Here is a 23,586-nt window from a genome sequence, read left to right as displayed (position 1 = left end):
TGTTCATCCGACCTTCACCGCGGCCTGCGCAATCCGGCGTGGCTTAGTGAACAATGGGGGCCGTGAGCACAGACGACGGCAGCACGCCCGCACCGCGGAGGCGACGGAACCCGGCGAACGAATCTTCGGAGACGGCGAAGAAGACGACGGCCCGGGCGAGCACGGCCAAACCGGCCGCCGTCAAACCGGCGGCGGCGAAACCGGCCACGGCCAAGAAGGTCCCGTCGAAGTCGACCGCGCGCGACACCGCCGCCCGTGCCACCGCCGGCAAGGCGAGAACCCGCAAGACCACCGCGGCCGCCGCCACCCCGGCGACGACGCGGCGCCGCAGCTCCACGCAGGGCAACCCGCGCGGCGCCGAGGAGTTCCGCGCCGTGCCGTCGGCGCCGCCCGCGGTCACCGCCGCGCCGACCGCCGTCGAGACGCTGCCGGACGACCGGTACTTCAACCGCGAGCTGTCGTGGCAGGACTTCAACGCCCGCGTGCTCGCGCTGGCCGAGGACGAGTCGCAGCCGCTGCTGGAGCGGACCAAGTTCCTCGCCATCTTCGCGTCCAATCTGGACGAGTTCTACATGGTCCGCGTCGCCGGCCTGAAGCGCCGCGACGAGACCGGCCTGCTGGTGCGCAGCGCGGACGGGCTCACCCCGCGCGAGCAGCTGGACTACATCTCCAAGCGCAACCAGGACCTGGTCGAGCGGCAGACCGGCGCGTTCGAGAAGCACCTGCGCCCGCAGCTGGCCGAGCACGACATCCGGATCGTGGGCTGGACGGACCTGTCCGGCGCCGACCAGCTGCGGCTGTCGAGCTACTTCTCCGAGCAGATCTTCCCGGTGCTGACGCCGCTGGCCGTCGACCCGGCGCACCCGTTCCCCTACATTTCGGGCCTGTCGCTCAACCTCGCGGTCACGGTGCGCGACCCGGAGGGCGGCACCGAGCGCTTCGCCAGGGTCAAGGTGCCGAGCAACGTGCCGCGGCTGATGCGCGTCGAGACCGAGCGCACCAGCCGGACTGCGACGTTCCTGCCGCTCGAAGAGCTCATCTCCGCGCACCTGGGCGAGCTGTTCACCGGGATGGACGTCACCGAGCACCACGTCTTCCGCGTCACCCGCAACGCCGACTTCGAGGTCGACGAGGACCGTGACGAGGACCTCCTGCAGGCCCTCGAGCGCGAGCTGGCGCAGCGCCGGTTCGGCCCGCCGGTGCGCCTCGAGGTCGCGCAGGACATGAGCGAGCACATGCTCGAGCTGCTGCTGCGCGAGCTGGACGTCGACCCGGCCGACGTCGTCGAGGTGCCCGGGCTGCTCGACCTGACCTGCCTGCACCAGCTGTCCGGTGTGGACCGCAAGGAGCTGAAGGACCGGCCGTTCGTGCCGGCGACGCACCCGGCGTTCGGCGAGCGCGAGACGCCGAAGAGCGTCTTCGCGACGCTGCGCGAGGGCGACGTGCTGGTGCACCACCCCTACGACTCGTTCTCGACCAGCGTGCAGCGGTTCATCGAGCAGGCGGCGGCCGACTCGAAGGTCCTCGCGATCAAGCAGACGCTGTACCGGACGTCCGGTGACTCGCCGATCGTCGACGCGCTGATCGACGCCGCCGAGGCGGGCAAGCAGGTCGTCGCGCTGGTCGAGATCAAGGCGCGGTTCGACGAGCAGGCCAACATCACCTGGGCGCGGACGCTGGAGCGCGCGGGCGTGCACGTCGTGTACGGACTGGTCGGGCTGAAGACGCACTGCAAGGTGTCGATGATCGTGCGCCAGGAGGGCTCGACCATCCGCCGGTACTGCCACATCGGCACCGGCAACTACAACCCGAAGACCGCGCGGCTCTACGAGGACATCGGCCTGTTCACCGCCGACCCGAGCATCGGCGCGGACGTCACGGACCTGTTCAACGTGCTGACCGGCTACTCGCGGCAGGACACCTACCGGACGATCCTGACCTCGCCGCACGGGATCCGCCGCGGCATCGTGCGGGCGATCGGCGAGGAGATCGAGCTGGCCAGGGCCGGGCAGCAGGCCGGCATCCGGATCAAGTGCAACTCGCTGGTCGACGAGCAGATCATCGACGCGCTCTACCACGCGTCACAGGCCGGGGTGCCGGTCGAGATCGTGGTGCGCGGAATCTGCACGCTGAAGCCCGGCGTCGAAGGGCTTTCCGAGAACATCCACGTCCGGTCGATCCTGGGCCGGTTCCTGGAGCACTCGCGCGTCTTCCACTTCCGCGCGGGCGGCACGCACTGGATCGGCAGCGCGGACATGATGCACCGGAACCTGGACCGGCGGATCGAGGCGCTGGTGCGGGTGAAGGACCCGAAGCTGACCGCGCAGCTCGACAACATCTTCGACTCGGCGCTGGATCCGGAGACGCGGTGCTGGGTGCTGACCGCGAGCGGCGAATGGGCACCGTTCCCGGCGGGCGGCTCGCGCGTGCGGGACCACCAGGTCGAACTGGCGAAGCTCCACGGGGCCGCCGGATGACCCAGGAGGTACGGGCGGCCGGCGCGGTGCTGTGGCGCCGCGCCGGGCGGGCGACGGAGGTCGCCCTGGTCCACCGCCCGCGGTACGGCGACTGGTCGTTGCCGAAGGGAAAGCTCGACCCGGGCGAGACGATCGCCGAGGCCGCGGTGCGCGAGGTGCGGGAAGAGACCGGGTTCACCGTGGTGCTCGGCCGCTACCTGGCCCGGACGGAGTACCCGGTGCCGTCGCGCCACGGCTCCGGGACGGTGCCGAAGACGGTCGACTACTTCGCCGCGGAAGCGGTCTCCGGCGAGTTCGTGGCGAACGACGAGGTCGACGAGCTGCGCTGGCTGGAGCCCACGGCGGCGGAGAAAGCGCTGACGCGGCCGGAGGACGTGCGGGTGCTGCGGGCCTTCTGCGAGCTGCCGATGGGCCTGACGACGGTGCTGCTGGTGCGGCACGCGAAGGCGGGCAAGCGGGACGCGTGGTCGGGCGACGACGACCTGCGGCCGTTGTCGGAGGCGGGACTGCGGCAGGCGGCGGCGTTGCGGCGGGTGCTGGGGTTGTTCGGACCGGACCGGGTGTTGTCGGCGCCACGGCTACGGTGCGTGCAAACGGTGCACGGCGTCGCGGAGGACGCCGGCGGCGAAGTGCGGCACGAACCGTTGTTGTCGGAAGAAGGCTATTGGCCGGACCCGGTCCTGGGCGTGGCGCGGTTGCTGGCGGTGGCAGGCGACGGCGGGACGCCGGTGGTGTGCAGCCAGGGCGGCGTGATCCCGGACCTGGTGAGCGCTTTGGCGGACCGCGACGGCGTGGAGCTTTCGGCGGCGCGCGGCGGAGTGGTGCCGAGCAAGAAGGGCTCGTTCTGGGTCCTGTCGTTCCGCCCGCCGACGGCCGAGGAAGGCCCGCTGCTCCTGGCCGCGGACTACCACCCGAGCGCGCTCCCGGCCCCCTCCCCCAGCCGCCCCTGAGCGCGGGTCCGCACCCCGCTGTCACGAGACAGCGTCCTGACAGTCGATCTTGGTGTACTTGTTCCGGGTCCCGCCGGGCTGCGCCGGGCTAGGGGTACGGCGCATCCCCGGGCGAGGGCCTTTCTGTCGGCACTGTGGCCAGCAGGGCTTGGATCTCCGTCACGCGGGGGTCTCCGAGGCGCTGGCTGACCGTCAGTGCCTCGGCCCAGTGGCGGCTTGCTTCGGCGAAGCGTCCGGTGCGGTGTTTGAGGCGGCCGAGGGTGATGCGGACGTCGATCGTGCCGTAAGCGGCGTTGAGGTCCTTCAGTTCGGCGAGGGCGTCGCTGCCTGCCTTCTCCGCTTCGTCGTGCCTGCCTGCTCCGGCGAGGGCTTCGGCGACGTTTCCGAGGGCCAGCGCCGCGTGGTAGCGGTCGCCGAGCTCGGCGAAGGCTTCGTGGGCCGCTTGGGCGGCTTCGGCCGCGTGGTCGTAGTCGTGGAGGCCGATGCGGCTGGCGCTGACGTTGAGGAGTGCGTGGGGGACGAACGTGCGCTGGCCGTGGTCGCGGGCGAGGTGGACGGCTTGGAGCGCGTGCCGTTCGGCTTCGGCGTATTCGGCACGGACGTAGTAGGCGCCGGCGAGGTTCGAGAGGATCGCCACCGTCAGCGCGGTTCCTTCGCCGGCCTCGGAGGCGGCGCGGGCTTCCTCGAGCGCTTCGAGTGCCTTGTCGGGCTGGAGGGTGCGCAGGTAGGCGGAGCCGAGGTTGTTGGCGCTGTACTGGAGGCCGGTGCTGTCGCCGGCGTCGCGGGTGGCGGTGACGGCCGTGCGCGCGGTGGTGATCCAGTCGTCGCGGTCGTGGCGTTCGGCGAAGAACCCGCGCAGGAGCCACGCGAGCTTCCAGGCGTGCGCGGTCCAGCCGTGGCCGGCGGCGATGCCGACGAGCGCGGTGAGGGCCGGGCGTTCGGTCGTGTACCAGGCGGTCGTCTGTTCGTGCTGGGTGAACCGGACGGCGGGCAGCGGCGGCGGGTCGAGGGTGATGTCCTCGGTGAGCAGGTCGGGGCGGACGAGCTTGTTCGCTTCGGCGACGCTGGCGAGGTACCAGTCGAGGAGCCGCCGCAAGGCCGCGGCGCGTTCGGCAGGCGTCGTTTCGGTTTCGACCAGCTCGGCGGCGTAGACACGCAGCAGGTCGTGGAACTGGTAGCGGTCGGTGCGGGGCTGGTTGAGCAGGTGCGCGGCGGCGAGCTGGTCGGCGAGTTCGCGGGCCTCGCGCACGTCGACGCCGGCGAGCGCGGCGGCCGAGGACAGGCTGAAGCCGTGCCCGGGGTGGAGGCCGAGCAAGCGGAAGAAGCGAGCCGCGGCCGGGCGCAGTGCCTTGTAGGACCAGGAGAACGCGGCCCGCAGGTCGGTGCCGGCGTCCTCGGGGTCTCGCAAGGTGTCGAGCCGCAGCCGCTGGTCGCGCAGTTCTTCGACGATCCCGGCGAGCGAAACGCCGGAAAACCGGGAGGCGCGTTCCCCGGCGAGGGCCAGCGCCAGCGGCAGCCGGCCGCAGAGCTGGACGAGTTCGGCGACCGCGCCGGGCTCGGCGGCGAGGCGCTGCGGGCCGACACTGCCGGCGAGCAACGCGGTGGCGTCGCGGTCGTCGAAGGAGCGCAAGGCGATGCGGCGGGCGCCGTCGCGGGCGACGAGCCCGCGCAGCTGGTTGCGGCTGGTCACGACGACGAGGTTGCCCGTTCCGGGCAGGAGCGGGCGGACCTGGTCGGCGTCGCGGGCGTTGTCGAGCAGCATCAGGGTGCGGCTGCCGGCCAGCCTGCTGCGCAGCAGCGCCGAGCGTTCCTCCACTGTGGAAGGCACGGAATCGGACGGGACGCCGAGGGCGCGCAGGAAGCCGGCCAGCGCGACGTCCGGCGTGACGGGGGTTTCGGCGGAATGGCCGCGCAGGTCGAGGAACAGCTGGCCGCCGGGGAAGCGGTCGCGGACGCGGTGGGACCAGTGCACGGCCAGCGACGTCTTCCCGACCCCCGCCGTGCCTTCGATGACGACGATGCCGGAGGCCCCGCCCGGCGGCAGCCGGTCCAGTTCGGCGAGTTCCGGGCCGCGGCCGGTGAACCCGGCGACGTCGAAGGGCAGTTGCCGCGGAACGGTGTGGACGGCGGGTTCGGCGTCCACGGCGAGCAGTTCGGCGTGCAGGCGGCGTAACCCTTCGCCCGGCTCGACACCCAGTTCGTCGGCCAGCAACGCGCGAAGCCCGGCGTAGCGGGCCAGCGCTTCGGCGCGGCGCCCGGAGCGGGCGAGGGCCCGGACCAGCCGTTCCCACAACGACTCCCGCAGCGGGTGCTGGGCGACGAGGTCGGTCAGCTCCGCGACGAGCCGCGCGTCGGGGACGAGCCCGGAGTCGAGGTCGATGCGCTGTTCCACGGCGAAGAGGTAGCGCTCGGTCAGCAGCGGTCCCCATTCCGCGGTGAGCGCGGGCGATCCCACGCCTTCGAGAGGAGCGCCGCTCCAAGTGGCGAGCGCGGTGGTGAGCAGATCCCGGCGGCGCGCCGAATCCGTCGTGGCCGCGGCCCGGTCGAGGGTGCGGAGGAACCGCAGGGCGTCCACCCGGGACGGGTCGACGACCAGCCGGTAGCCGTCCGGTTCGGTGACGACGGTGTCTTCGCCGCAGAGCCGGCGCAGCCGCATGACGTAGGTCTGGAGGCTGCCCCGGATGTGCGCGGGCGGCGTTTCGCCCCACACCCCGCGGGCGAGGGCGTCGATCGACACCAGCCGGCCGGCGGCCAACGCGAGGGTCGCGAGCAGCGCGCGCTGACGGGAACTGGTCAGCACGACCGGCGAACCGTCGACGAGCACCTGGAACGGGCCGAGTAGCCGGATGTCGATGGTGGTCGCCCCCAGGTTCGCCTCGCGCACCGCCGGCCCCGCCGGACGCGGGCCCCGAGGAAGGCAGCGTGGCATCACTCGGCCGGGCGCTCAAGCGAGTTCGGGAAATTCGGCGGAACCGCTTTCGGGCGCGGGGTTCCGCCGTGCGGGTGGTATACGGGCGGCGATCCTCGGCCCTCGGTCGTCTCTCCGCGGCGACCGCCGCACGCCCCGGACGGTCGGTTCGCGTACCTGGACGGTCGGTTCGCGCACCGGAAGAGTCGGCTCGCGTATCTGGACGGTCGGTTCGCGAGCCGACCACTCGAGTACGCGAGCCGACCGTCTGGGTACGCGAGTCGACCGCGCAGGTACGCGAACCGACCATACGGGTACGCCGACTGCCGTCTCGGTACGGCTGATCAGGTACGCGGGCGCGAGGAGAACGGGGTCTGCGGATTGCTTCCGGCCCGGAGACGCGGCAGGGCCCCGCGCGACATCCGCGCGGGGCCCTGCCGAAAAACCGCTCGCCTGGCGGCGGGTCGCCCGCCAGGGGGACCCCCGGATTTCACGTTACCGCAGGGGTCCGACAGTTTCGGGCGGGTCAGTCCTTCTTCGCCGCCGTCGAGGTGCGCCTGGCCGGGGCCTTGGCGGTCGTGGTCTTGGCCGCCGTGGTCTTGGCTGCCGTGGTCTTGGCCGCCGTGGTCTTCCGGGCCGTGGTCGTCTTCGCGGCCGTCGGCTTCGCGGCGGTCGTGGCCTTCGCCGCCGTGGTCTTCGCCGCCGTTGTCCTCGGAGCCGCCTTCGCCCGCGTCGTGGTGGACTTCGCCGCCGTGGTCTTCGGGGCCGCCTTGGCCGCCGTCGTCCGCGTGGCCGCGGGCTTTGCCGCCGTCGCGCGGGTGCGCGTCGTCGTCGAGCGCGTGGTCGCGGGCTTGGCCGCGGCCGTGCGGGACGTCGTCGCCGTGGCTGCCGCGGTGCGGGTGCCCGTCGTGGCGCGCTTGACCGGGGTCGCCTTCGGCAGCTTCTTCGCGCCGGAGATCACGTCCTTGAAGGTGGTCCCGGCGCGGAAAGCCGGCACGTTGGTCTTCTTGACCCGCACCGCCTCACCGGTCCGCGGGTTCCGGGCGGTCCGCGCCGCGCGGGCGCGCTTCTCGAACACCCCGAAGCCGGTGATGTTGACCTTTTCGCCCTTGTTGACCGTCCGGATGATGATGTCGACCAGACCGTCGACCGCCTCGGAAGCGGCCTTCTTGTCGCCCAGGCGCTCCGTCAGCGCCTCGATAAGCTGGGCCTTGTTGGCCATTCCAGTCCTCCAAGAAGGAACTACCCGTCCACGGCCGCGTCGGCCGACTTAGCGACACGGTATTACCAAGGCAGCACAAATTCCAAACGGTACGCGGAATCTTTCCCTTGTCCCGGGACGGGTTCCGCCTCGCGAAGGAAGCCTTCGCCAGGACCGTTCGGTGGGTGCCCGCGGCCGCGGACGAGGCCGGTGCGGGGGCGGAACGCCTGATCAGGCAACGGATCCACCCCCGCGCACCGGCGGGCCGGGCTAGCCGGCGGTGATCGGCGTCGTCGTCGGCTTCCAGGACGGGCGGCTCGCCTCGAACGCGTCGATCTCACCGGCATGGCGCAACGTGAGCGCGATGTCGTCGAGACCTTCCAGCAGCCGCCAGCGGACGTAGTCGTCGATCTGGAACGGCGCGGTGAAGTCCTTGGCCCGCACGGTCTTGGTCTCGAGGTCGACCGTGACCTCGGTGCCCGGCTCGTTCTCGAGCAGCTTCCAGAGCAGCTCGACGTCGTGCTGCTCGCACTGGGCGGCCACCAGGCCGCCCTTGCCGGAGTTGCCCCGGAAGATGTCGGCGAACCGGGCGGAGATGACGACCTTGAAGCCGTAGTCCATCAGGGCCCAGACGGCGTGCTCGCGGGAGGAACCGGTTCCGAAGTCCGGCCCCGCCACCAGCACGCTGCCGTTCCGGAACGGCTCCTGGTTGAGGATGAAGTCCTCGTCGCCGCGCCAGGCGGCGAACAGGCCGTCCTCGAAGCCCGTCCGGGTCACCCGCTTGAGGTAGACCGCCGGGATGATCTGGTCGGTGTCCACGTTGGACCGGCGCAGCGGGACGCCGACGCCGGTGTGCTGGGTGAACGGTTCCATGGCAGTAGCTCCTCGGGTGGGTCAGCGGGCGGCGGTCAGCAGGTCTTCCGGGGACGAAAGCGTGCCCCGGACGGCCGTGGCGGCGGCCACGAGCGGCGAGACCAGGTGCGTCCGGCCGCCCTTGCCCTGCCGTCCCTCGAAGTTGCGGTTCGACGTCGACGCGCTGCGCTCGCCCGGCTTCAGCTGGTCCGGGTTCATGCCGAGGCACATCGAGCAGCCGGCCTGGCGCCACTCCGCGCCCGCCTCGGTGAAGACCTGGTCGAGTCCCTCGGCCTCGGCGGCCTTGCGGACCCGCATCGAGCCGGGAACCACCAGCATGCGGACCGAGTCCGCCACTTTCCGACCACGCAGCACCTCGGCCGCGGCACGCAGGTCCTCGATCCGGCCGTTGGTGCAGGAGCCGAGGAAGACGGTGTCGACCGCGATCTCCCGCAGCGGCGTGCCGGGCTTGAGATCCATGTAGGACAGGGCTTTTTCAGCGGCGATGCGGTCGTTCTCGTCCGGGATCGCCTCCGGGTCGGGCACCTCGGCGCCCAGCGGGAGGCCCTGGCCGGGGTTGGTGCCCCAGGTGACGAACGGCGTCAGCTCGCTCGCGTCGAGGTGGACCTCGGCGTCGAACTCGGCGCCGTCGTCGGTGCGCAGCTGCCGCCAGTTTTCGACCGCCGCGTCCCAGTCCGCGCCCTGCGGGGCGTGCGGACGGCCCTTCAGGTACTCGAACGTCGTCTCGTCGGGGGCGATCATCCCGGCGCGGGCGCCGGCCTCGATCGACATGTTGCAGACGGTCATCCGGGCCTCCATCGAGAGGGCCTCGATGGCCTTGCCGCGGTACTCCAGGATGTAGCCCTGGCCGCCGCCGGTGCCGATCTTGGCGATCACCGCGAGGATGACGTCCTTCGCCGTGACGCCGGGGCGCAGCTCGCCGTCGACGGTGATCGCCATCGTCTTGAATGGACGCAGCGGCAGCGTCTGGGTGGCCATGACGTGCTCGACCTCGGACGTGCCGATGCCGAAGGCGATGGCGCCGAACGCGCCGTGCGTCGAGGTGTGGCTGTCGCCGCAGACCACGGTCATGCCGGGCTGGGTCAGGCCGAGCTGCGGGCCGATGACGTGCACGATGCCCTGCTCGGCGTCACCCATCGGGTGCAGCCGGACCCCGAACTCCTTGCAGTTGCGGCGAAGGGTGTCGACCTGGGTGCGCGAGACCGGATCGGCGATGGGGAGCTCGATGTCGACGGTCGGGACGTTGTGGTCCTCGGTCGCGATGGTGAGGTCGGGGCGGCGCAGCGGCCGCCCGGCCAGGCGGAGGCCGTCGAAGGCCTGCGGGCTGGTCACTTCGTGCAGCAGGTGGAGGTCGATGTAGAGCAGGTCCGGTTCGGCGCCTTCGCCTCGGCGCACGAGGTGGCTTTCCCACACCTTCTCCGCCAGCGTGCGGGCCTTGCCGGTCGGGGTGGTCATCTCCGGCTCCTTCCACGGTTCGACGTCGGAACTCGGGCGCGCACCTGCGGAACGGATGCGAGCCGCGAAGGAAGGGCGCAGCTCGAGTTCGGGGTTTCCCAGATGCTGGACTTCCCAAAGTGCGGGACGCTAGTATCGGGTCGTGGGACAGCATAGCGGTATCGGAGTACTGGACAAAGCAGTGGCCGTCCTGCAGGCGGTCGCGGACGACCCCTGCGGCCTCGCGGAACTGTGCACGCGGACCGGCCTGCCCCGGGCCACCGCGCACCGGCTCGCGGTCGGCCTGGAGGTGCACCGGCTGCTGCGCCGCGGTCCGGACGGGCGCTGGCGCCCGGGTACCGCATTGGCCGAGCTGGCGGGCGGCTCGACGGACCCCCTGCTCGACGCGGCCGGGGTCGTGCTGCCCAAGCTGCGCGACGTCACGGGCGAAAGCGTGCAGCTGTACCGGCGTGACGGCGTCCAGCGCGTGTGCGTCGCGACGGCGGAGCCACCGAGCGGGCTGCGCGACACGGTGCCTGTGGGCTCGCGGCTGCCCATGACGGCCGGTTCGGGCGCGAAGGTGCTCGCGGCGTGGGCCGATCCGCACACGCAGCGCACGATCCTGGCGGACGCGGTCTTCGGCGAGCGGACACTCCTGGAAGTGCGGCGGCGCGGCTGGGCGCAGAGCGTCGCCGAGCGCGAGCCGGGCGTGGCGAGCATCTCCGCGCCGGTGCGGGACTCCGCGGGCACGGTCGTGGCGGCGGTGTCGGTGTCGGGCCCGATCGAGCGCATCGGCCGCAAGCCGGGCGCCCGCTGGGCGGCGGACCTCCTCGCCGCGGCGGACGCCCTGCAGGAACGCCTGTGACCCCTGCCTCGTGACCTCGCCGAGGCCGGGGTGCCCCCGTTCGGGGGAACCTCGCGAAAACCGCGTATTCGGTGACGCCGGTCACGTCTCCTAAGGGTCAGCACCAACCGAGGGGGACGACCATGGTGAACCGAAGGGCGATGGCGATGCTGCGGGCGGTCGGCGCCGGACGCGCCGAGCTGACCTGCAGCTGCGAGCCCGACCTGCGAGTCGACGGCCTGCCGTGCTGCGACCAGGCGACGGCACACGAGCTGGCGCGGGCCGGGCTGATCCGGCCGGCGCGGGGAGCGGTCGTGGCCGTCGGGCAATGGACGCGCGCGGAGCTGACCGACGAAGGCCTGCGCGAACTGGGCGGGACGCTCGCGGCGGCTTGAAGACCGGAAAATTCGTGAAGGCCACCTCGAGGAACTCGAAGTTCCTCGAGGTGGCCTTCACGAAGTTCGTTTGGCGGGTCAGCGCCGGACGAGGGGCGCCCGCAGCGGCAGGGACCGCGACGAGTCGCCGACCTGGACCGTGAACCCGCCCCGCACCGGCTGCCACGCGTGGCTCGCCGTGTCCCAGACCGAGAAGTCGCGCGCGTCGAGCCGGATCGTCACCCGCCGGGACTGTCCCGGCGCCAGCTCGACCCGCTCGAAGCCCTTGAGCTGCCGCGGCGGCTCGCCGGCGGCCGCCGGGAAGCCCAGGTAGAGCTGGGCGACCTCGGCCCCCGCCCGGTGGCCGGTGTTGCGCACCGTGAACGTCGCCGTCGCGCCGTCGCCGGTGTTCCGCACCGACAGCCCCGAGAACGCGAACGTCGTGTACGACAAGCCGTGGCCGAACGGGAACAGCGGCGTGCGGCCCTGCGCGTCGAACCACCGGTAGCCGATCTGCAGGCCCTCCGAATACGTGGCGACGCCGTCGACGCCCGGGAACTGCGCCGGCGTGTTGGCCGGGGTGTCCGCGTCCGCCGCCGGGAACGTGATCGGCAGCTTCGCCGACGGGTTGACGTCGCCGAAGAGCACCGCCGCCACCGCCGCGCCGTCCTGCTGGCCGGGGTACCAGGCCTGGAGGATCGCGGGCACGCTCGACGCCCACGGCATGAGCACCGGGCCGCCGCTCTTCACCACGACCACCGTGTGCGGGTTGGCCGCGGCGACCGCGGCCACCAAGGCGTCCTGGTTGCCGTCCAGGGCGAGGCTCGGCCGGTCCTTGCCCTCGGCCTCGTTGTCCCCGACCATCACGACGCTGACGTCCGCGCCCCGCGCCAGCTCGGCCGCCCGCGCCGGGTCACTGCCGTCGTCGAGGGTCACCGAAGCACCGGGAACGCGCTGCCGGAGCCCCGGCAACGGGTCCACTGTGGACGTCGGAATGACGGCCGAGCTGCCCCCGCCGCCGGTCTTGGCCTTGGTGGCGAACGGCCCGATGAGGGCGATCGACCGCACGGCGGGATCGAGCGGGAGCTGGGCGTGTTCGTTGCGCAGCAGCACCATGCCCCGTTCGGCGAACTGCTTCGCCGCGGCGTCGTGCTCGGCGGTCGGCAGCGGAGTGAGCACCGGTGGGTGGTCGAACTGCCCGAAGGCGAACATCGTGCGGAACCGCGGCAGCAGCAGCTGGTCTACGCGCTGTTCGGTCACCTGCCCGGCGAGCACGGCCTGCTTGAGCTTCTCGCCGTACCAGGTGCCGTCGATCATTTCGAGGTTCATGCCCGCGTTCGCCGACCCGACGGTGCTGTGCGCGGCACCCCAGTCGGACTGGACGAACCCCTTGAAGCCCCAGTCGTCGCGCAGCTTGTCCTGCAGCAGCGCGGGGTTCTCGCACGTGAACACGCCGTTGATCTTCGGGTAGGCGCACATCACCGAGCCCGCGCGGCCTTGCACGACCGCCTGCTCGAAGTGCGGCAGGTAGATCTCGTTGAGCGTCCGCTCGTCGATGCGCTCGTCGACGTTGTGGCGGTTCGTCTCCTGGTTGTTCGCCGCGTAGTGCTTGACCTCGGCGATCGTGCCGTTTTCCTGGATGCCGCGGATGTCGGCGGCGGCCAGCGTCCCGGCGAGCACCGGGTCCTCGCCCATCCCCTCGAACGTCCGGCCGTTGCGCGGGACGCGGGCCATGTTGATGTCGGGCCCTTCGGAGACGTTGTGCGCGAGCGCGCGGGTCTCGTCGCCGATCAGGCGGCCGTACCGGCGCGCGAGGCCGGTGTCGAACGTCGACGCCAGCGCCATGGTCGCCGGCAGCGCGGTCGCCGGTTTCTGCGGTTTGTCGTCGGCCGGGCCCATGCCTGCCGGGCCGTTGGCGATCCGGAAGCCGGGCACGCCCAAGCGCGGGATCGGCGGCACGAACCGCTGGTGCTCGGCGTCGGGCTGCAGGTGCAGCTGGGAAATCTTCTCGTCGAGGGTCATCGCCGAGACGAGCTCGGCGGCCCGGCGGTCGGGTGACTGGCGGGCGTCGCGCCAAGGTTGCGCCTCCGCCACCGCCGGTGCCGCCAGCGACAAACCCAAGACCACGACGAGAACCAGGGGGCTGCTGCGCATCGAATCTCCCTCGTCGAAACGGGAGCCCAAGCTAACGCATATGTGACCGTGAAACATAGGCTCGATTGTCGTTCATATTTGTGAATGCAGCGTCCGGACAACCATTTGCCCGGCTCAAGCGTGGAACAGGTACCTGACGAGAGGGGACGGACGATGGTGAAGAAGACCCTGATCGGCCTAATGGCCGCGAGCACGGCGACACTGGCGCTCGCCGCACCGGCGAGCGCGGCCGAGGTCAGCTGGGGCCTGACCCAGCACGTGGAGCCGGGCGGCCAGGTCGACGCGGAGACCCACGCGGCGATCGGCGGCTGTGGCCCGGCGACGCCGGTGACGTCGGCGGGGTTCACGGCTCCGCTGCAGTGGACCGAAGGCGGGAACTATGGCCGCGCCGGCGGCCACACCACGGCGATCAAGAAGCCCGGCCGGTACACCGCGAAGTTCACATGCTCGGACGGGCGCGTGGCCACCGGCTCGTTCGTCATCCTGGGCACCCCGATGCCGTCCAGGACGGCCAAGCCGAAGCCGCCCGCCAGCTCGCGGCCCGCGACGCCGAACCCGGCGAAGCCGCAGGTCGCGGTCAAGCCGGCGGGGGCGCCGCAGACCGGGGACGGCTCGCTGGGCTGACCCTCCACAAAGGACACCGGGTCGGCGGCAGGACCGCGGGCCGCCGTCCCGGGCCCGATGTCATGAACGACTCGTTCATGTCGTCTGACGTCATGAACGAGTCGTTCATGACACCCGGCGCCACAGCTCAGCGCGTCGCGGCCAGGCGCAGGGCCCGGTACACGAACTGCTGGTCCCCCAGCCGGTGCCGCAGGTCGCGCTCCAGCCCGGCGATCGGGTAGAGGTTCTGCGGCGCCCGCGAGTCCTTGTACGGCACCGACGCGAACCGGCCCAGCACGGACTGCGTCAGGTTCGCCAGCGCGGCGACCTCGGGCCGCCCGAGGTGCGGTGCCGCCTCCACCCGCACGACCCCCGACCACGGCGGGCCGCCCGCCGACGGCAGGCGCAGGTACCACGAGTGCCGGACCCACGTCGTGCCCATCAGGAACACCGGGGTGCGCTGGTGCGGGCCGAGCCTGCCGACCAGCGCGTTGAGCTCGCCGGGCAGGTACGTCGTCTGGTGGCTCTTGATGAACCCGACCGCCCGCGGCAGGTGCGTGCGGCCGCTCAGCGGGCCGTCCACGACCAGCAGGTCGTCGCCGGCGTGCCCGGCGATCGCCTTCCGGGCTTCGGTCGCCGTGTCCAGCTCGGTTTCGGCCAGCTGTTCCTGCAACGCCGACGACAGCACCACCGCCAGCGGCTTGTCCTCCTTGGCCGTCGCGCGGAACGCCCGGTAGACGCCCGCCGGGGTCGCGATGTCGTCCGCCTCGGCAGCGACCGTGAACAGCCCGCGCCGGACGTCGGTGCCGACGACGTGCGCCCGGCCCGCGCAGCAGCAGACCACTCCGGCGGCGTAGGACGCGCAGACCCCGATGGACGCGGAGTTCGCCGCGCCCGGGTCGTCGATCCAGACGCGGGCGTCGATCCGGCGGACGCCGTCGACGAACAACACGGCCTCGGGCGGCGAAACCGGCGAAGGGTCGATCGGGGCCCATTCGGCCGCCGGGACCTCGACGTCGAGCTCGACCTCGGCGCCCGACCGCGCCAGCTCCTCGGCCTCCATCGAGCTGCCGTAGCCCGGGTCCCAGGCGTCGATGCTGAAGTGCATCCCGGCGACCGCGGTCACGCGCCCTCCCTGGCGATGTGCGAGCCGGTGCCGTCGCGGGTCACCAGGAACCGCACCGGGACGCGCTCGGCGAGCGCGGGCACGTGCGTGATCACCCCGACCATCCGCGAGCCGGTGGCGGCGAGGTTCTCCAAAGTGGACGCCACGACGTCGAGGGTAGCTTCGTCGAGCGTGCCGAAGCCTTCGTCGAGGAAGATCGACTCCAGGCGTGTCGCGCCCTCCGAGTTCATCCCAGGCATCGCGCCCAGCTGCGACGACAACGCGAGGGCCAGGGCGAGCGACGCCTGGAACGTCTCGCCGCCGGACAGCGTCTTGACCGGGCGGCGGGCGTCGGCCTCGTTGTGGTCCACCACCAGGAAGTCGCCCTTGTCGTGGGTCAGCTCGAACTGGCCGCCCGACAGCTCCAGCAGCGACGCCGACGCTTCGGCGACCAGCGTGTCGAGAGCCCCGGCGATGAGCCACCGCGGGAACTTGTCCGAGCGCAGGAGATCCGCGAGCAGCCGCGCGACCTGCGCTTCGGACTCCGCGGCCGCGATGTCGCCGTGCAGGCCGGCCACGCGCGCCACACGCCTTTTCATCTCCGTGTGGTCGGCTTCCGCGCGGGCCCGCGCGGTGGCGACGGCCACCGGAACCCGGTCTCGCACCGGCCCCGGGTCCAGGGGGACTTCGAGCGCGGTGACGTCGTCGGCGACGGCGCGTTCGGCGGCCCGCAACGCTTCGGCGGCTTCGCTCTCGGCCGTCTTCGCGACGGCCAGGCTCTCGCGGTGGGCGTTCGCCTGCCCGGCCGCCCAGTCCGTCAACGCGATCCAGGCGCCGAGGAGGCTTTCGCCGTCGATCGGTGGGGCGCCGAGGCCGACTAACGGGTCGCGCGCCCGGGACAGCTTCTGGCGTTCGGCGTCGACCTGTTCGGCGATGCGCGCCTGGGCTTCCGTGGCCTGTTTCGCGGCGGCGCGCGCTGTGCGCAGGCTCGCGTCCGCCTTCTTCGCTGCTTCTTCCAGAGAAGCGACCTTCGCAAGCTGCTCGGCGACGGCGTCGGCGGACGGCGCTCCCGCCAAGGTCTTGACCAGTTCGCCGTGGCGGCGCCGGGCCGTCGTCAGCGCGGTGCCCGCCGACTGCTCGGCCAGTCCCGCGTCGACCGCCCGGGTGCGCCGCTGCTCGGCGTTCCGCTCGGCGGCCGCCAGGTCGTCCGCCGCGACGACGGCTTCCTTGCCCGCGGCTTCGGCGGCCGCTTCGAGCGCGGCCAGCGCCGTCCGCCGCTCCTCGAGCGCGGAAGCCGCCCAGGCGGTGAGCCGCTGCCAGCCCGCCGGGACGTCGCCGGTGTCGACCGCCGGCGCGCCCAGCTCCACCAGGGGATCGCGCGCCGCCCGCAGCGCTTCCCGGGCGGCCGCGAACGACTTCTCGACGACGTCGGCCTCGTGCTGGGCCGCCGCACGCTCGGCGCGGGCCGCCGCCAGTTCCTTGTCGGCGGCGTTCGCGGCCTCGGCGACGCTGGTACGGCCGTCGATCGTCGAGGACAGCCACTCGCCGCGCTCGCGCACGGCGGCGACGAGATCCGCGTAGTCCTGTTCGGAGAAGGAAGCCTCGACCGGCCGCCGCAGGGCCGCCGACTCGGGCGGGCCATCGACACCGGCTTTTCGGGGGTCCGGGTGGCGGAGCCCCCGACCCGGGGCGAAGCCCCGGTTGTCACTGACCTCGGCGAGCACCGCACGCAGTTCTTCCGCCTGGGCGGCCGCCGACGCGGCCGAGTCGGCGTCGCGGTCCACGGCCCGTTCCAGCTTGCGCAGCACCGACTCGGCCGCGACGCGGTCGCTCTCGGCCCGTTCGAGGCGTTCGCGGGCCTCGGCCAGGTGGGCGTGCCCGCCCGCGTCGGGCAGCGCCGGAACTTCCTGCTCGCACACCGGGCACGGGTGGCCGACGGCGAGCCCGGCGCGCAGGCTCAGCGCCTGCCCGGCTCGCTCGGCTTCGGTCACCGCGGTCTTCGCGGCGGTGACTTCGCCGTCGGCGCGGGCGAACGCGCTTCGCGCCGCTTCGAGTTCCTTTCGGTGCGCGGCCTGCTCGGGTGCGGCCTTCCGTTGCGCTTCGCACAACGCGTAGAGCGTGCGGGCGTCGGAGCGCGCAGACGCGAGCGGAGCGACGTCCGGTTGGGCCGCCAACGCGGCGCGTGCCCCGGCGTCGGCGGCTTCGGCAGCACCGAGACGGGCGGTTGCGTCCGCCGTGCGCTTCGCCACCCGCGTCGCTTCCGCGGTCAGGTCCCCGAGATCCGACGGCGGCCGCAGCCCGGCCAGCCGGTCGCGGTCCTGACGGGCACGCGCCGCTTCGGCGGTCGCCTCCTCGGCCGCGCGAGCCGTCTTGTCCCGGGTCGCCCGGGCCGTCTCGGCGACGGAAACGGCTTCGGTCACGGCCGCGGCGGTGGCCTCCTTCTCGGCCGACGCCTTCTTCGCCGCTTCTTCCAGCCCCGGGAGGGCCTTCTCGGTTTCGACGAGTTCCGCGCGCGCGGCGCGGATCCGTTCCAGCTCGGCGCGGTCGGGTGCGGCGGCCAGCGCGGCACGGGCCGTTTCGTCCGCCGTTTCGGCTTTTTCCAGCCCTGCCCGCGCGGCCGTCGCCGCGTCCGCCGCGGTCCGGCGCCGGGTTTCCAGGTCTTCGACGCCGTCCGGACGCTTCACCGCGTCGAGGACGCTCAGCTCCTTCGTCAGCGTGGCGACGCGTTGCTGCGCGTCGTCGTACGCGCGCGTGGCGTCGTTCAAGCCCGGCAGGGCCGAGTTCACCCGCGCGTCCAGGTCCGCGAGCGCCGTCATCCGCGCGGCCAGCTCTTCGACGGCTTCCTCGGTGGCGTCGGCGTAGCTGCCGAGCTGTCCGGCGAGGACGCCGGCGCGAAGCTTCTGCTCCTTCGCCGTCGTGTCGGCGCGGCGGCCGACGCGCTCGTAGACCTCGAGGCCCAGCAGCTTGATGAGGATCTTCTGCCGGTCGGCGGCCTTCGCGTGCAGGAACTCCGCGAAGTCGCCCTGGGGCAGCGCGACGCAGGTGCAGAAGTGCTTGAACGTCAACCCGAGCAGGCGTTCGACCGCCGGGGTCACTTCCGAGTCGGCGGCGACCGCCTCGGCGTCGTCGTCGGGACCGCCGAGGGCGGTGGGGTCGGCGAGCCGTTCCAGGCGCACGTTCTTGACGCTGACCGTGGGTTTCTTCCCGCCGCCGCGCCGGACTTCGCGGACGACGTGGTACCGCGCGCCGCCGGCGTCGAAGACCAGCCGCACGGTGGCGCGGTTGGTCGTCGGGGCGAGCGCGGGCGCGACGAGGCCTTCGTGGTCCCAGCGCGCGACAGAGCCGTAGAGGGCGAAGGTGAGCGCGTCGATCACGGTGCTCTTGCCCGCGCCGGTCGGCCCGACGAGCGCGAAGTAGTCCGTGTCCTCGAAGCTGACTTCGGTCTTCTCGCGGAAGGACGCGAAGCCGGTCATCTCCAGCAGCACAGGCCGCATGTCACACCCCGCTCGTCTCTTCGTCGTGCAGCCGCGCGAAGAGCGCCTGCACGCGCTTGTCCTCGACCGTCCGCTCTTCGCAGTAGGCCGCGAACAGCTCCCCCGGCGAACGGTCCGCGACCGCGCGGTCGCCGCCCGACGTCGTCACCGGTGCGGCGAACTCCGGGTCGATGCGGATTTCCAGGGCGTTCGGCAGGGCTTCCTGGATCTCCTCCCGCAGCCCGGCCCTGGTCGCTTCGCGGACGTAGACGCGGAGGTAGTCGTCGCCGAACTCCCCGGCCCGGCCGACGAGTTCCGCCACCGTGCCGTGGACCGTCCGCAGCTTCCGCCCCGCGGTCAGCGGGATCTCGGTGATCTTCGCCGGTGTCGACGGCGTCACCTCCACCGACAGCACGACGCTGGTGTTGTCCTGCTCGCCGAAGTCGACGGCGAACGGCGAACCGCTGTAGTGCACCGGGCACGCGGCGGGCAGCGACTGGCGCCGGTGCAGGTGGCCGAGGGCGACGTAGTGCGGTTCGGCGCCGAACGCCGTCGCAGGCACGTGGTACTCGAAGATGGACTGCGCCGCGCGCTCCCCGCCGCCCATCGTCCCGCCGGTCACCGTCAGGTGGGCCATGACGAGGTTCACCGCGCCGTCGGTGAACCCGGACTTGAGGTGGTCCAGGATGTCCCGCACGCGCTGGTCGTACTGGCCGGCGTTGTCCGCCGGGGTCCCGGTGAGCAGCTCGGCGGCACGCACCGCGTAGCGCTGGGAAAGGAACGGCAGCACGGCGACGTTGACGCGCTCCCCCGTCGAACGCGCGTCGAACGAGTGGACACCGCCGTCGTGCACCGGGCGCGGGTCGCCGGTGAGCTGGATGCCCGCGGCCCTGAGCAGCGGCCGGTACGCCTCGAACGTCGCGGCGTGGTCGTGGTTCCCGGCGATCGCGACGACCTCGGCCCCGGTTTCGCGCAGCGCCATCAGCGCCCGCACCACGAGTTCCTGCGCGGCCGCCGACGGCGCCGACGTCTCGTAGAGGTCGCCCGCGACGAGGATCGCGTCGAAGGCCTCTTCGCGTGCGATCCGGACGATCTCGCCGAGCACGGCCCGCTGCTCGTCGAGGCGGTTGCGCCCTTTGAGCGTCTTGCCGATGTGCCAGTCGGAGGTGTGCAGGAACTTCACGCGGCTTCCTTCCGTTTCGGTAGCGGGCGAAGACGGGCTCAGAACGGAGGCGGGTCGTCGTCGAACGGGTCGGCGCCGCGCGTGGGCAGGCCGGCGAAGGGATCGGCCTTCTTCGACGTGGCGGTGGCAGCCGGGATCTTGCCCGCCTCGGAAAGCCGCGTGGCCCAGGCCGGGAACGGGAAGCCGACGGCGATCGGCACCGGGATCTCCGGCTGGCTCACGAACATCGTGCCCGGCGTGGCGAGCGTCGCGCGGACCCGCTGGCTGGCCGGGAGGAAGCCGTACTCGGGCCGCGAAGCCTCCGCGGCGTCGAGGCGGCCGACGATCCGCACCGAGCTGTTGCTGACGATCCGGCGCTCGACCTCGCTGGCGGTCTGCTGCGCGCCGATCAGGATGACGCCGAGGGAACGGCCGCGCTCGGCGATGTCCAGCAGCACCTCCTTGATGGGGCTGCTGCCTTCGCGCGGCGCGTACTTGTTCAGCTCGTCCAGCATGGTGAACAGCAGCCCGCCCGGCCCGGCCGCTTCCTTGCGCGCGGTCTCCGCGGCGAGCGTGACACCGACGACGAACCGCTGCGCGCGCTCGACGAGGTTGTGGATGTCCACGACGGTCACCTGCTGGTTCTCCGTGGACAGGCTGCGCGCCGGGTGGTCGGCGAGGTCGCCGCGGATGAGGCCGGAAAGCGCGCGCTGGCTCGAGCGCAGGCGGCGGATGAAGGCGTTGACCGTGCCCGCGCCGGTGACCGCACCCGCCCAGCTCGCGCGGGTTTCCTCGTCGGTGACGCGCTCGCAGATGACGTCGACGAGCTCGGCGTAGGTGCGGCACAGGACGCCGTCGACGTTCGCGGCGCCGTCCGTGCCCGCCGGCGTGCTGTCCAGGCGCAGGCGGTTGGCAACTTGGTGGATGACCATCGTGTACTGGTTGCGTTCGTCCTCGGCGTCGGCGAAGACGTACGGCAGCAGGTCCTTGGCGCAGAACTCGGCGATGGTCCACCAGAACGCGCCGACGCCGGAGGTCCGCCCGGTGACGTAAGGCTTCCCCGTGGTGTCCGACGGCGTCGGCGGCGCGTAGAAGCCGACGGAGGCGAACGGCTCGGCGGGCAGGCCCAGCTTGAGGTACTCGCCGGTGAGCTTCTCGTCGAGGTGGACGTTCGGGGTGTCGAGGAACAGCAGGTCCTCGCCCTTGACCGAGAAGACGAGGGCCTTGGCGTTGTGGGCGTTCGGCAGGGCGCCGCCGCGGAAGATCGAGTGCAGCAGGAACAACGCGAACGACGTCTTGGTGGCCACGCCGGAGACCCCGCTGATGCTGACGTGCGCGCCGCGGGTGCCGTCGAGGAAGTCCATGTTGAGGTAGACGGGTTCGCCGTCCCGGCCCAGGCCGACCGCCACCTGGCGGGTCATGTTGTCGAAGTACAGCGCCTGCGCGCGATCCTCTCCCACCGCACGGGACACGACGGCTCCCGGCCGCGGCGGCACGTAGCATTCGGGCTCGACGCGGGTGGTGGCGATCTCGGCGATCTCCTGCACCTGCGCGGGCAGGACGCCGTCGGAGATCAGGAAGACGTCGCTGCCGAAGCTGGCACCCTCGTGCCGCGCGCTCACCTGCGTCACGACGCCGTAGGAGGTGACTTCGCCGAGCCCCGGGAGTTCCCGCCGGGTCACGACGACGTCGTCGAGCTGCAGGTAGGCATCCGGGTCGATGGCCACGCAGAACTGCAGCGGCGTCGAATCCTCCGTGCCCGCCACCCGTCCGACCACGGTGGTGAGCGTCTCCTGGTCCACGGTTCTCCCTGTCCGCCCGGCGCTTCCTCCGGGCCTGCTCCGAGCGGCAGACTAGCCCGCCGGACCGACAGTCCCGCGCCCAACACGGGCGTTGTGGCTGCTGTGACGCCCGGGATTTCGCCGGGCCCCGGCTGCGCCGAACGAGTGAGTTCACCCTTCGGGGAAGATCTTTCCGCCTCGCGCGGGCATTCCGGTGGATCCCCCCGGCGGGCCGCACCGGTTGCGCCACAACGCCGGTCCGGCCGCGCCGGGCCGGCCGCGTCCCGCTTCCTCCTGGCTCCACGGCGAAGCGGCGCAGCCGGCCCCTCCGGGCGGCCCGCGATCCTCCGCCGCCGCGCGGGATCGGGCCCGGGGTGGGTCCGGTCACCCGCTCCGACACCCCGGACCGGCGTGTCGGCCGAAAAGTTCTCGGGAGGAGCCTCGGGTCCTATATGGACGACCACAGTGGACGGCGCAGGCAGTGCGTTTTGCCTGCTCAGAGCCGTGCCAGGGATCCGGCCCGCGTTCCCGCGGGTGTCCCGCGAGGGGCCGCCGGGAGGCGGAACCCGCCCTCGCACAAGGAAATATTTCGACCCCCAGTTGGATTTTGTGCGGTATTGGTAATACCGTGTGCAGTGTCGGCCGAGATGGGCCGTGACTAGTAGTTCCACTATGGAGGACTGGAATGACGAACAAGGCCCAGCTGATCGAGGCGCTGTCGGAGCGCCTGGGCGACAAGAAGGTGGCTTCGCAGGCCGTTGACGGTCTGGTGGACATCATCATCCGGACGGTCAACAAGGGCGAAAAGGTCAACATCACCGGCTTCGGGGTGTTCGAGAAGCGCGCCCGCGCCGCTCGCACCGCGCGCAACCCGCGCACCGGTGAGGCCGTGCGCGTCAAGAAGACCAACGTGCCCGCCTTCCGTGCCGGCACCACGTTCAAGGACGTCATCTCCGGCACCAAGAAGCTGCCCAAGGCCACGCCGGTCAAGCGCGCCACCGCGGCCACCACCAGCACGCGGGCGACGGCCACCAAGACCGCCGCCGCGGCGGCCCCGGCCAAGGCGACCACGACCCGCACCACGCGGGCTGCGGCCGCGAAGCCGGCCACCACGCGTTCGACGACCACGCGGACCCGCGCCACCGCGGCGAAGCCGGCCGCCAAGGCCACCACCGCCACCAAGGCGGCCCCGAAGGCGGCCGCGGCCAAGACCACGGCGGCCAAGGCCACCACGGCGAAGGCGACCACCACGCGGGCCAAGACCGCCGCCGCCAAGCCGGCCGCGACCAAGACCGCCGCCGCCAAGAAGCCGGCCGCCGCCAAGGCCCCGGCCAAGCGCACGTCGGCTGCCAAGAAGAAGTAACACCGTTCCATCTCCCAGAAGGGTCCCGCACCAGGCTTGGTGCGGGACCCTTCGGCATTCCGGGGCTGTCTCGCCCGCAGCGAGACCGACAGCGGTGGCCGGAGCCGCGTGTCTCATGCGCCCCCAATGTGGCGTTGGTTGCGTCCAACGCACCCAATGTGGCGTTCGGTGCGTCCAACGCACCCAACGCCACATTGGGTGCGTCGGCCCACACGCGGCCTCATCGGCGCTGTACGGCCGTTCGCGCCCCCGGTCGACCGGAAGCGCGCTTGAACGCCGTTCTCCGCTCCTCGGCCGCCATAGCGGCCCGGAACCGGTCCCGGCCCGGGTTCCCTCGCGGAAGAATTCCTCCGGCCGCTCCTCAATGGCTCATTCACGGCGCCCACTCATTGGGGTGAACACAGCCCGGCCCGTTTCCGCCGGGAATCACCGGCCGGGCCTCACCCCGCACCGGGGGACGGACGGTTGCGTTCCCGCCTTCCGGGGTAGCCGTTCCTGTGAGAAAGCTGTGTGACGACCTCGGCAAGGAGTGGCGATGACCGCGAACGAAAACTCCCCGGAAGGCCCCGAAGCGGAACTCGCCAGGAGCCGGCAGCAGATCAAGGAGGCGAAAGAGGCGGCGAAGGACGCCGATCTGCGCGATCCCGTCGAAGGCGACGACGGCGAGGTGCCGGTCACGGATCCGCCCTACCACCACGGCGAGCAGGGCTCCACGCCGTCGGGGACCTGAGCCGCGTTTACGCCTTTTACGGCCGCCGGCCGGTCCTTTCCGGACCGTCCGGGCCACCGGCCGTTCCGCGAGACCGGTGGGAAATTGCCGTACCTATCCTCGGGTGGATACACTCCACCGAAGAACGCCGACCATTGTGCAACTTGTCACACGT

The 23,586-nt window shown here is 72.1% G+C and carries 16 protein-coding genes; 7 read left to right on the top strand and 9 right to left on the bottom strand.

From position 1 onward, the window contains the following. Window positions 1-53: 53 nt before the first annotated feature. Together CF165_RS29090 and CF165_RS29085 are read left to right on the top strand one after the other, a co-directional pair. Window positions 54-2,477 (top strand): RNA degradosome polyphosphate kinase, encoded by a 2,424-nt coding sequence (locus CF165_RS29090; RefSeq protein WP_205661002.1) that lies wholly within the window; start codon window positions 54-56, stop codon window positions 2,475-2,477. Further along, window positions 2,474-3,427: an NUDIX hydrolase gene (locus CF165_RS29085; protein WP_093950775.1), complete on the top strand. Its 954-nt coding sequence runs from the start codon at window positions 2,474-2,476 to the stop codon at window positions 3,425-3,427. Before CF165_RS29090 ends, CF165_RS29085 begins: the two co-directional genes overlap by 4 nt. Before the next feature lie 88 nt (window positions 3,428-3,515). Here the strand turns inward: CF165_RS29085 and CF165_RS29080 are convergent, their stop codons facing one another. The 4 genes from CF165_RS29080 to leuC form a co-directional block, all read right to left on the bottom strand. Next, on the bottom strand, window positions 3,516-6,311 hold the full coding sequence (locus CF165_RS29080) for an AfsR/SARP family transcriptional regulator (protein WP_240521844.1): 2,796 nt from the start codon (window positions 6,309-6,311) through the stop codon (window positions 3,516-3,518). Between the two features lie 550 nt (window positions 6,312-6,861). Beyond that, window positions 6,862-7,557, bottom strand: coding sequence for an HU family DNA-binding protein (locus CF165_RS29075; protein WP_093950773.1), 696 nt, complete (start codon window positions 7,555-7,557; stop codon window positions 6,862-6,864). 249 nt (window positions 7,558-7,806) lie between these two features. Next, complete coding sequence (gene leuD, locus CF165_RS29070; protein ID WP_093950772.1) at window positions 7,807-8,409, bottom strand: 3-isopropylmalate dehydratase small subunit; 603 nt, start codon at window positions 8,407-8,409, stop codon at window positions 7,807-7,809. 21 nt (window positions 8,410-8,430) lie between these two features. Beyond that, a complete protein-coding gene (gene leuC, locus CF165_RS29065) occupies window positions 8,431-9,864 on the bottom strand; it encodes a 3-isopropylmalate dehydratase large subunit (RefSeq protein WP_093950771.1) in 1,434 nt (477 codons plus the stop codon). Window positions 9,865-10,006: 142 nt separating this feature from the next. Between leuC and CF165_RS29060 the strand changes: the two genes are divergently transcribed. After that, the gene (locus tag CF165_RS29060) at window positions 10,007-10,708 is read left to right on the top strand and encodes an IclR family transcriptional regulator (RefSeq protein ID WP_051183801.1); all 702 of its coding nucleotides are present in this window, start codon (window positions 10,007-10,009) and stop codon (window positions 10,706-10,708) included. 122 nt (window positions 10,709-10,830) lie between these two features. After that, window positions 10,831-11,082 carry a hypothetical protein gene (locus tag CF165_RS29055; RefSeq protein ID WP_093950770.1) on the top strand — a complete coding sequence of 84 codons (252 nt, stop codon included), beginning with the start codon at window positions 10,831-10,833 and terminating at the stop codon, window positions 11,080-11,082. A 78-nt stretch (window positions 11,083-11,160) separates the two neighbouring features. On the opposite strand, the gene CF165_RS29050 is transcribed toward CF165_RS29055, so the two are convergent. Next, window positions 11,161-13,215, bottom strand: coding sequence for a glycoside hydrolase family 3 C-terminal domain-containing protein (locus CF165_RS29050; RefSeq protein WP_093950769.1), 2,055 nt, complete (start codon window positions 13,213-13,215; stop codon window positions 11,161-11,163). Window positions 13,216-13,368: 153 nt separating this feature from the next. Here CF165_RS29050 and CF165_RS29045 point away from each other — a divergent pair, with 153 nt between their 5' ends. Next, window positions 13,369-13,839 carry a hypothetical protein gene (locus CF165_RS29045; RefSeq protein WP_093950768.1) on the top strand — a complete coding sequence of 157 codons (471 nt, stop codon included), beginning with the start codon at window positions 13,369-13,371 and terminating at the stop codon, window positions 13,837-13,839. Window positions 13,840-13,966: 127 nt separating this feature from the next. Here CF165_RS29045 and CF165_RS29040 read toward each other — a convergent pair whose 3' ends face one another. From CF165_RS29040 to CF165_RS29025, 4 genes are read right to left on the bottom strand one after another with little or no spacing between them, the layout of a single operon-like run. Continuing rightward, on the bottom strand, window positions 13,967-14,944 hold the full coding sequence (locus tag CF165_RS29040; protein ID WP_093950767.1) for a hypothetical protein: 978 nt from the start codon (window positions 14,942-14,944) through the stop codon (window positions 13,967-13,969). Beyond that, window positions 14,941-18,417, bottom strand: a complete 3,477-nt coding sequence (locus CF165_RS29035; RefSeq protein WP_143268693.1) for an AAA family ATPase — start codon at window positions 18,415-18,417, stop codon at window positions 14,941-14,943. Before CF165_RS29035 ends, CF165_RS29040 begins: the two co-directional genes overlap by 4 nt. 1 nt (window position 18,418) lies before the next feature. Further along, window positions 18,419-19,579, bottom strand: a complete 1,161-nt coding sequence (locus tag CF165_RS29030; RefSeq protein ID WP_093950766.1) for an exonuclease SbcCD subunit D — start codon at window positions 19,577-19,579, stop codon at window positions 18,419-18,421. A gap of 38 nt (window positions 19,580-19,617) precedes the next feature. Then, window positions 19,618-21,360, bottom strand: a complete 1,743-nt coding sequence (locus tag CF165_RS29025; protein ID WP_093950765.1) for an ATP-binding protein — start codon at window positions 21,358-21,360, stop codon at window positions 19,618-19,620. A gap of 664 nt (window positions 21,361-22,024) precedes the next feature. Here CF165_RS29025 and CF165_RS29020 point away from each other — a divergent pair. Next, the gene (locus CF165_RS29020) at window positions 22,025-22,702 is read left to right on the top strand and encodes an HU family DNA-binding protein (RefSeq protein WP_093950764.1); all 678 of its coding nucleotides are present in this window, start codon (window positions 22,025-22,027) and stop codon (window positions 22,700-22,702) included. Window positions 22,703-23,237: 535 nt separating this feature from the next. After that, a complete protein-coding gene (locus CF165_RS29015) occupies window positions 23,238-23,432 on the top strand; it encodes a hypothetical protein (RefSeq protein WP_093950763.1) in 195 nt (64 codons plus the stop codon). The last annotated feature ends 154 nt before the right edge of the window (window positions 23,433-23,586 follow it).

The organism is Amycolatopsis vastitatis, from assembly GCF_002234595.1.
GTDB classification, from domain to species: domain Bacteria; phylum Actinomycetota; class Actinomycetes; order Mycobacteriales; family Pseudonocardiaceae; genus Amycolatopsis; species Amycolatopsis vastitatis.
This window is presented reverse-complemented; position numbering and strand designations above follow the sequence as displayed.

Bases quoted from the DNA above. Each gene is read 5' to 3' on its own strand.
- CF165_RS29090 (WP_205661002.1), top strand. From the start codon at position 54: ATGGGGGCCGTGAGCACAGACGACGGCAGCACGCCCGCACCGCGGAGG.
- CF165_RS29085 (WP_093950775.1), top strand. From the start codon at position 2,474: ATGACCCAGGAGGTACGGGCGGCCGGCGCGGTGCTGTGGCGCCGCGCC.
- CF165_RS29075 (WP_093950773.1), bottom strand. From the start codon at position 7,557: ATGGCCAACAAGGCCCAGCTTATCGAGGCGCTGACGGAGCGCCTGGGC.
- leuD (WP_093950772.1), bottom strand. From the start codon at position 8,409: ATGGAACCGTTCACCCAGCACACCGGCGTCGGCGTCCCGCTGCGCCGG.
- leuC (WP_093950771.1), bottom strand. From the start codon at position 9,864: ATGACCACCCCGACCGGCAAGGCCCGCACGCTGGCGGAGAAGGTGTGG.
- CF165_RS29055 (WP_093950770.1), top strand. From the start codon at position 10,831: ATGGTGAACCGAAGGGCGATGGCGATGCTGCGGGCGGTCGGCGCCGGA.
- CF165_RS29050 (WP_093950769.1), bottom strand. From the start codon at position 13,215: ATGCGCAGCAGCCCCCTGGTTCTCGTCGTGGTCTTGGGTTTGTCGCTG.
- CF165_RS29045 (WP_093950768.1), top strand. From the start codon at position 13,369: ATGGTGAAGAAGACCCTGATCGGCCTAATGGCCGCGAGCACGGCGACA.
- CF165_RS29035 (WP_143268693.1), bottom strand. From the start codon at position 18,417: ATGCGGCCTGTGCTGCTGGAGATGACCGGCTTCGCGTCCTTCCGCGAG.
- CF165_RS29020 (WP_093950764.1), top strand. From the start codon at position 22,025: ATGACGAACAAGGCCCAGCTGATCGAGGCGCTGTCGGAGCGCCTGGGC.
- CF165_RS29015 (WP_093950763.1), top strand. From the start codon at position 23,238: ATGACCGCGAACGAAAACTCCCCGGAAGGCCCCGAAGCGGAACTCGCC.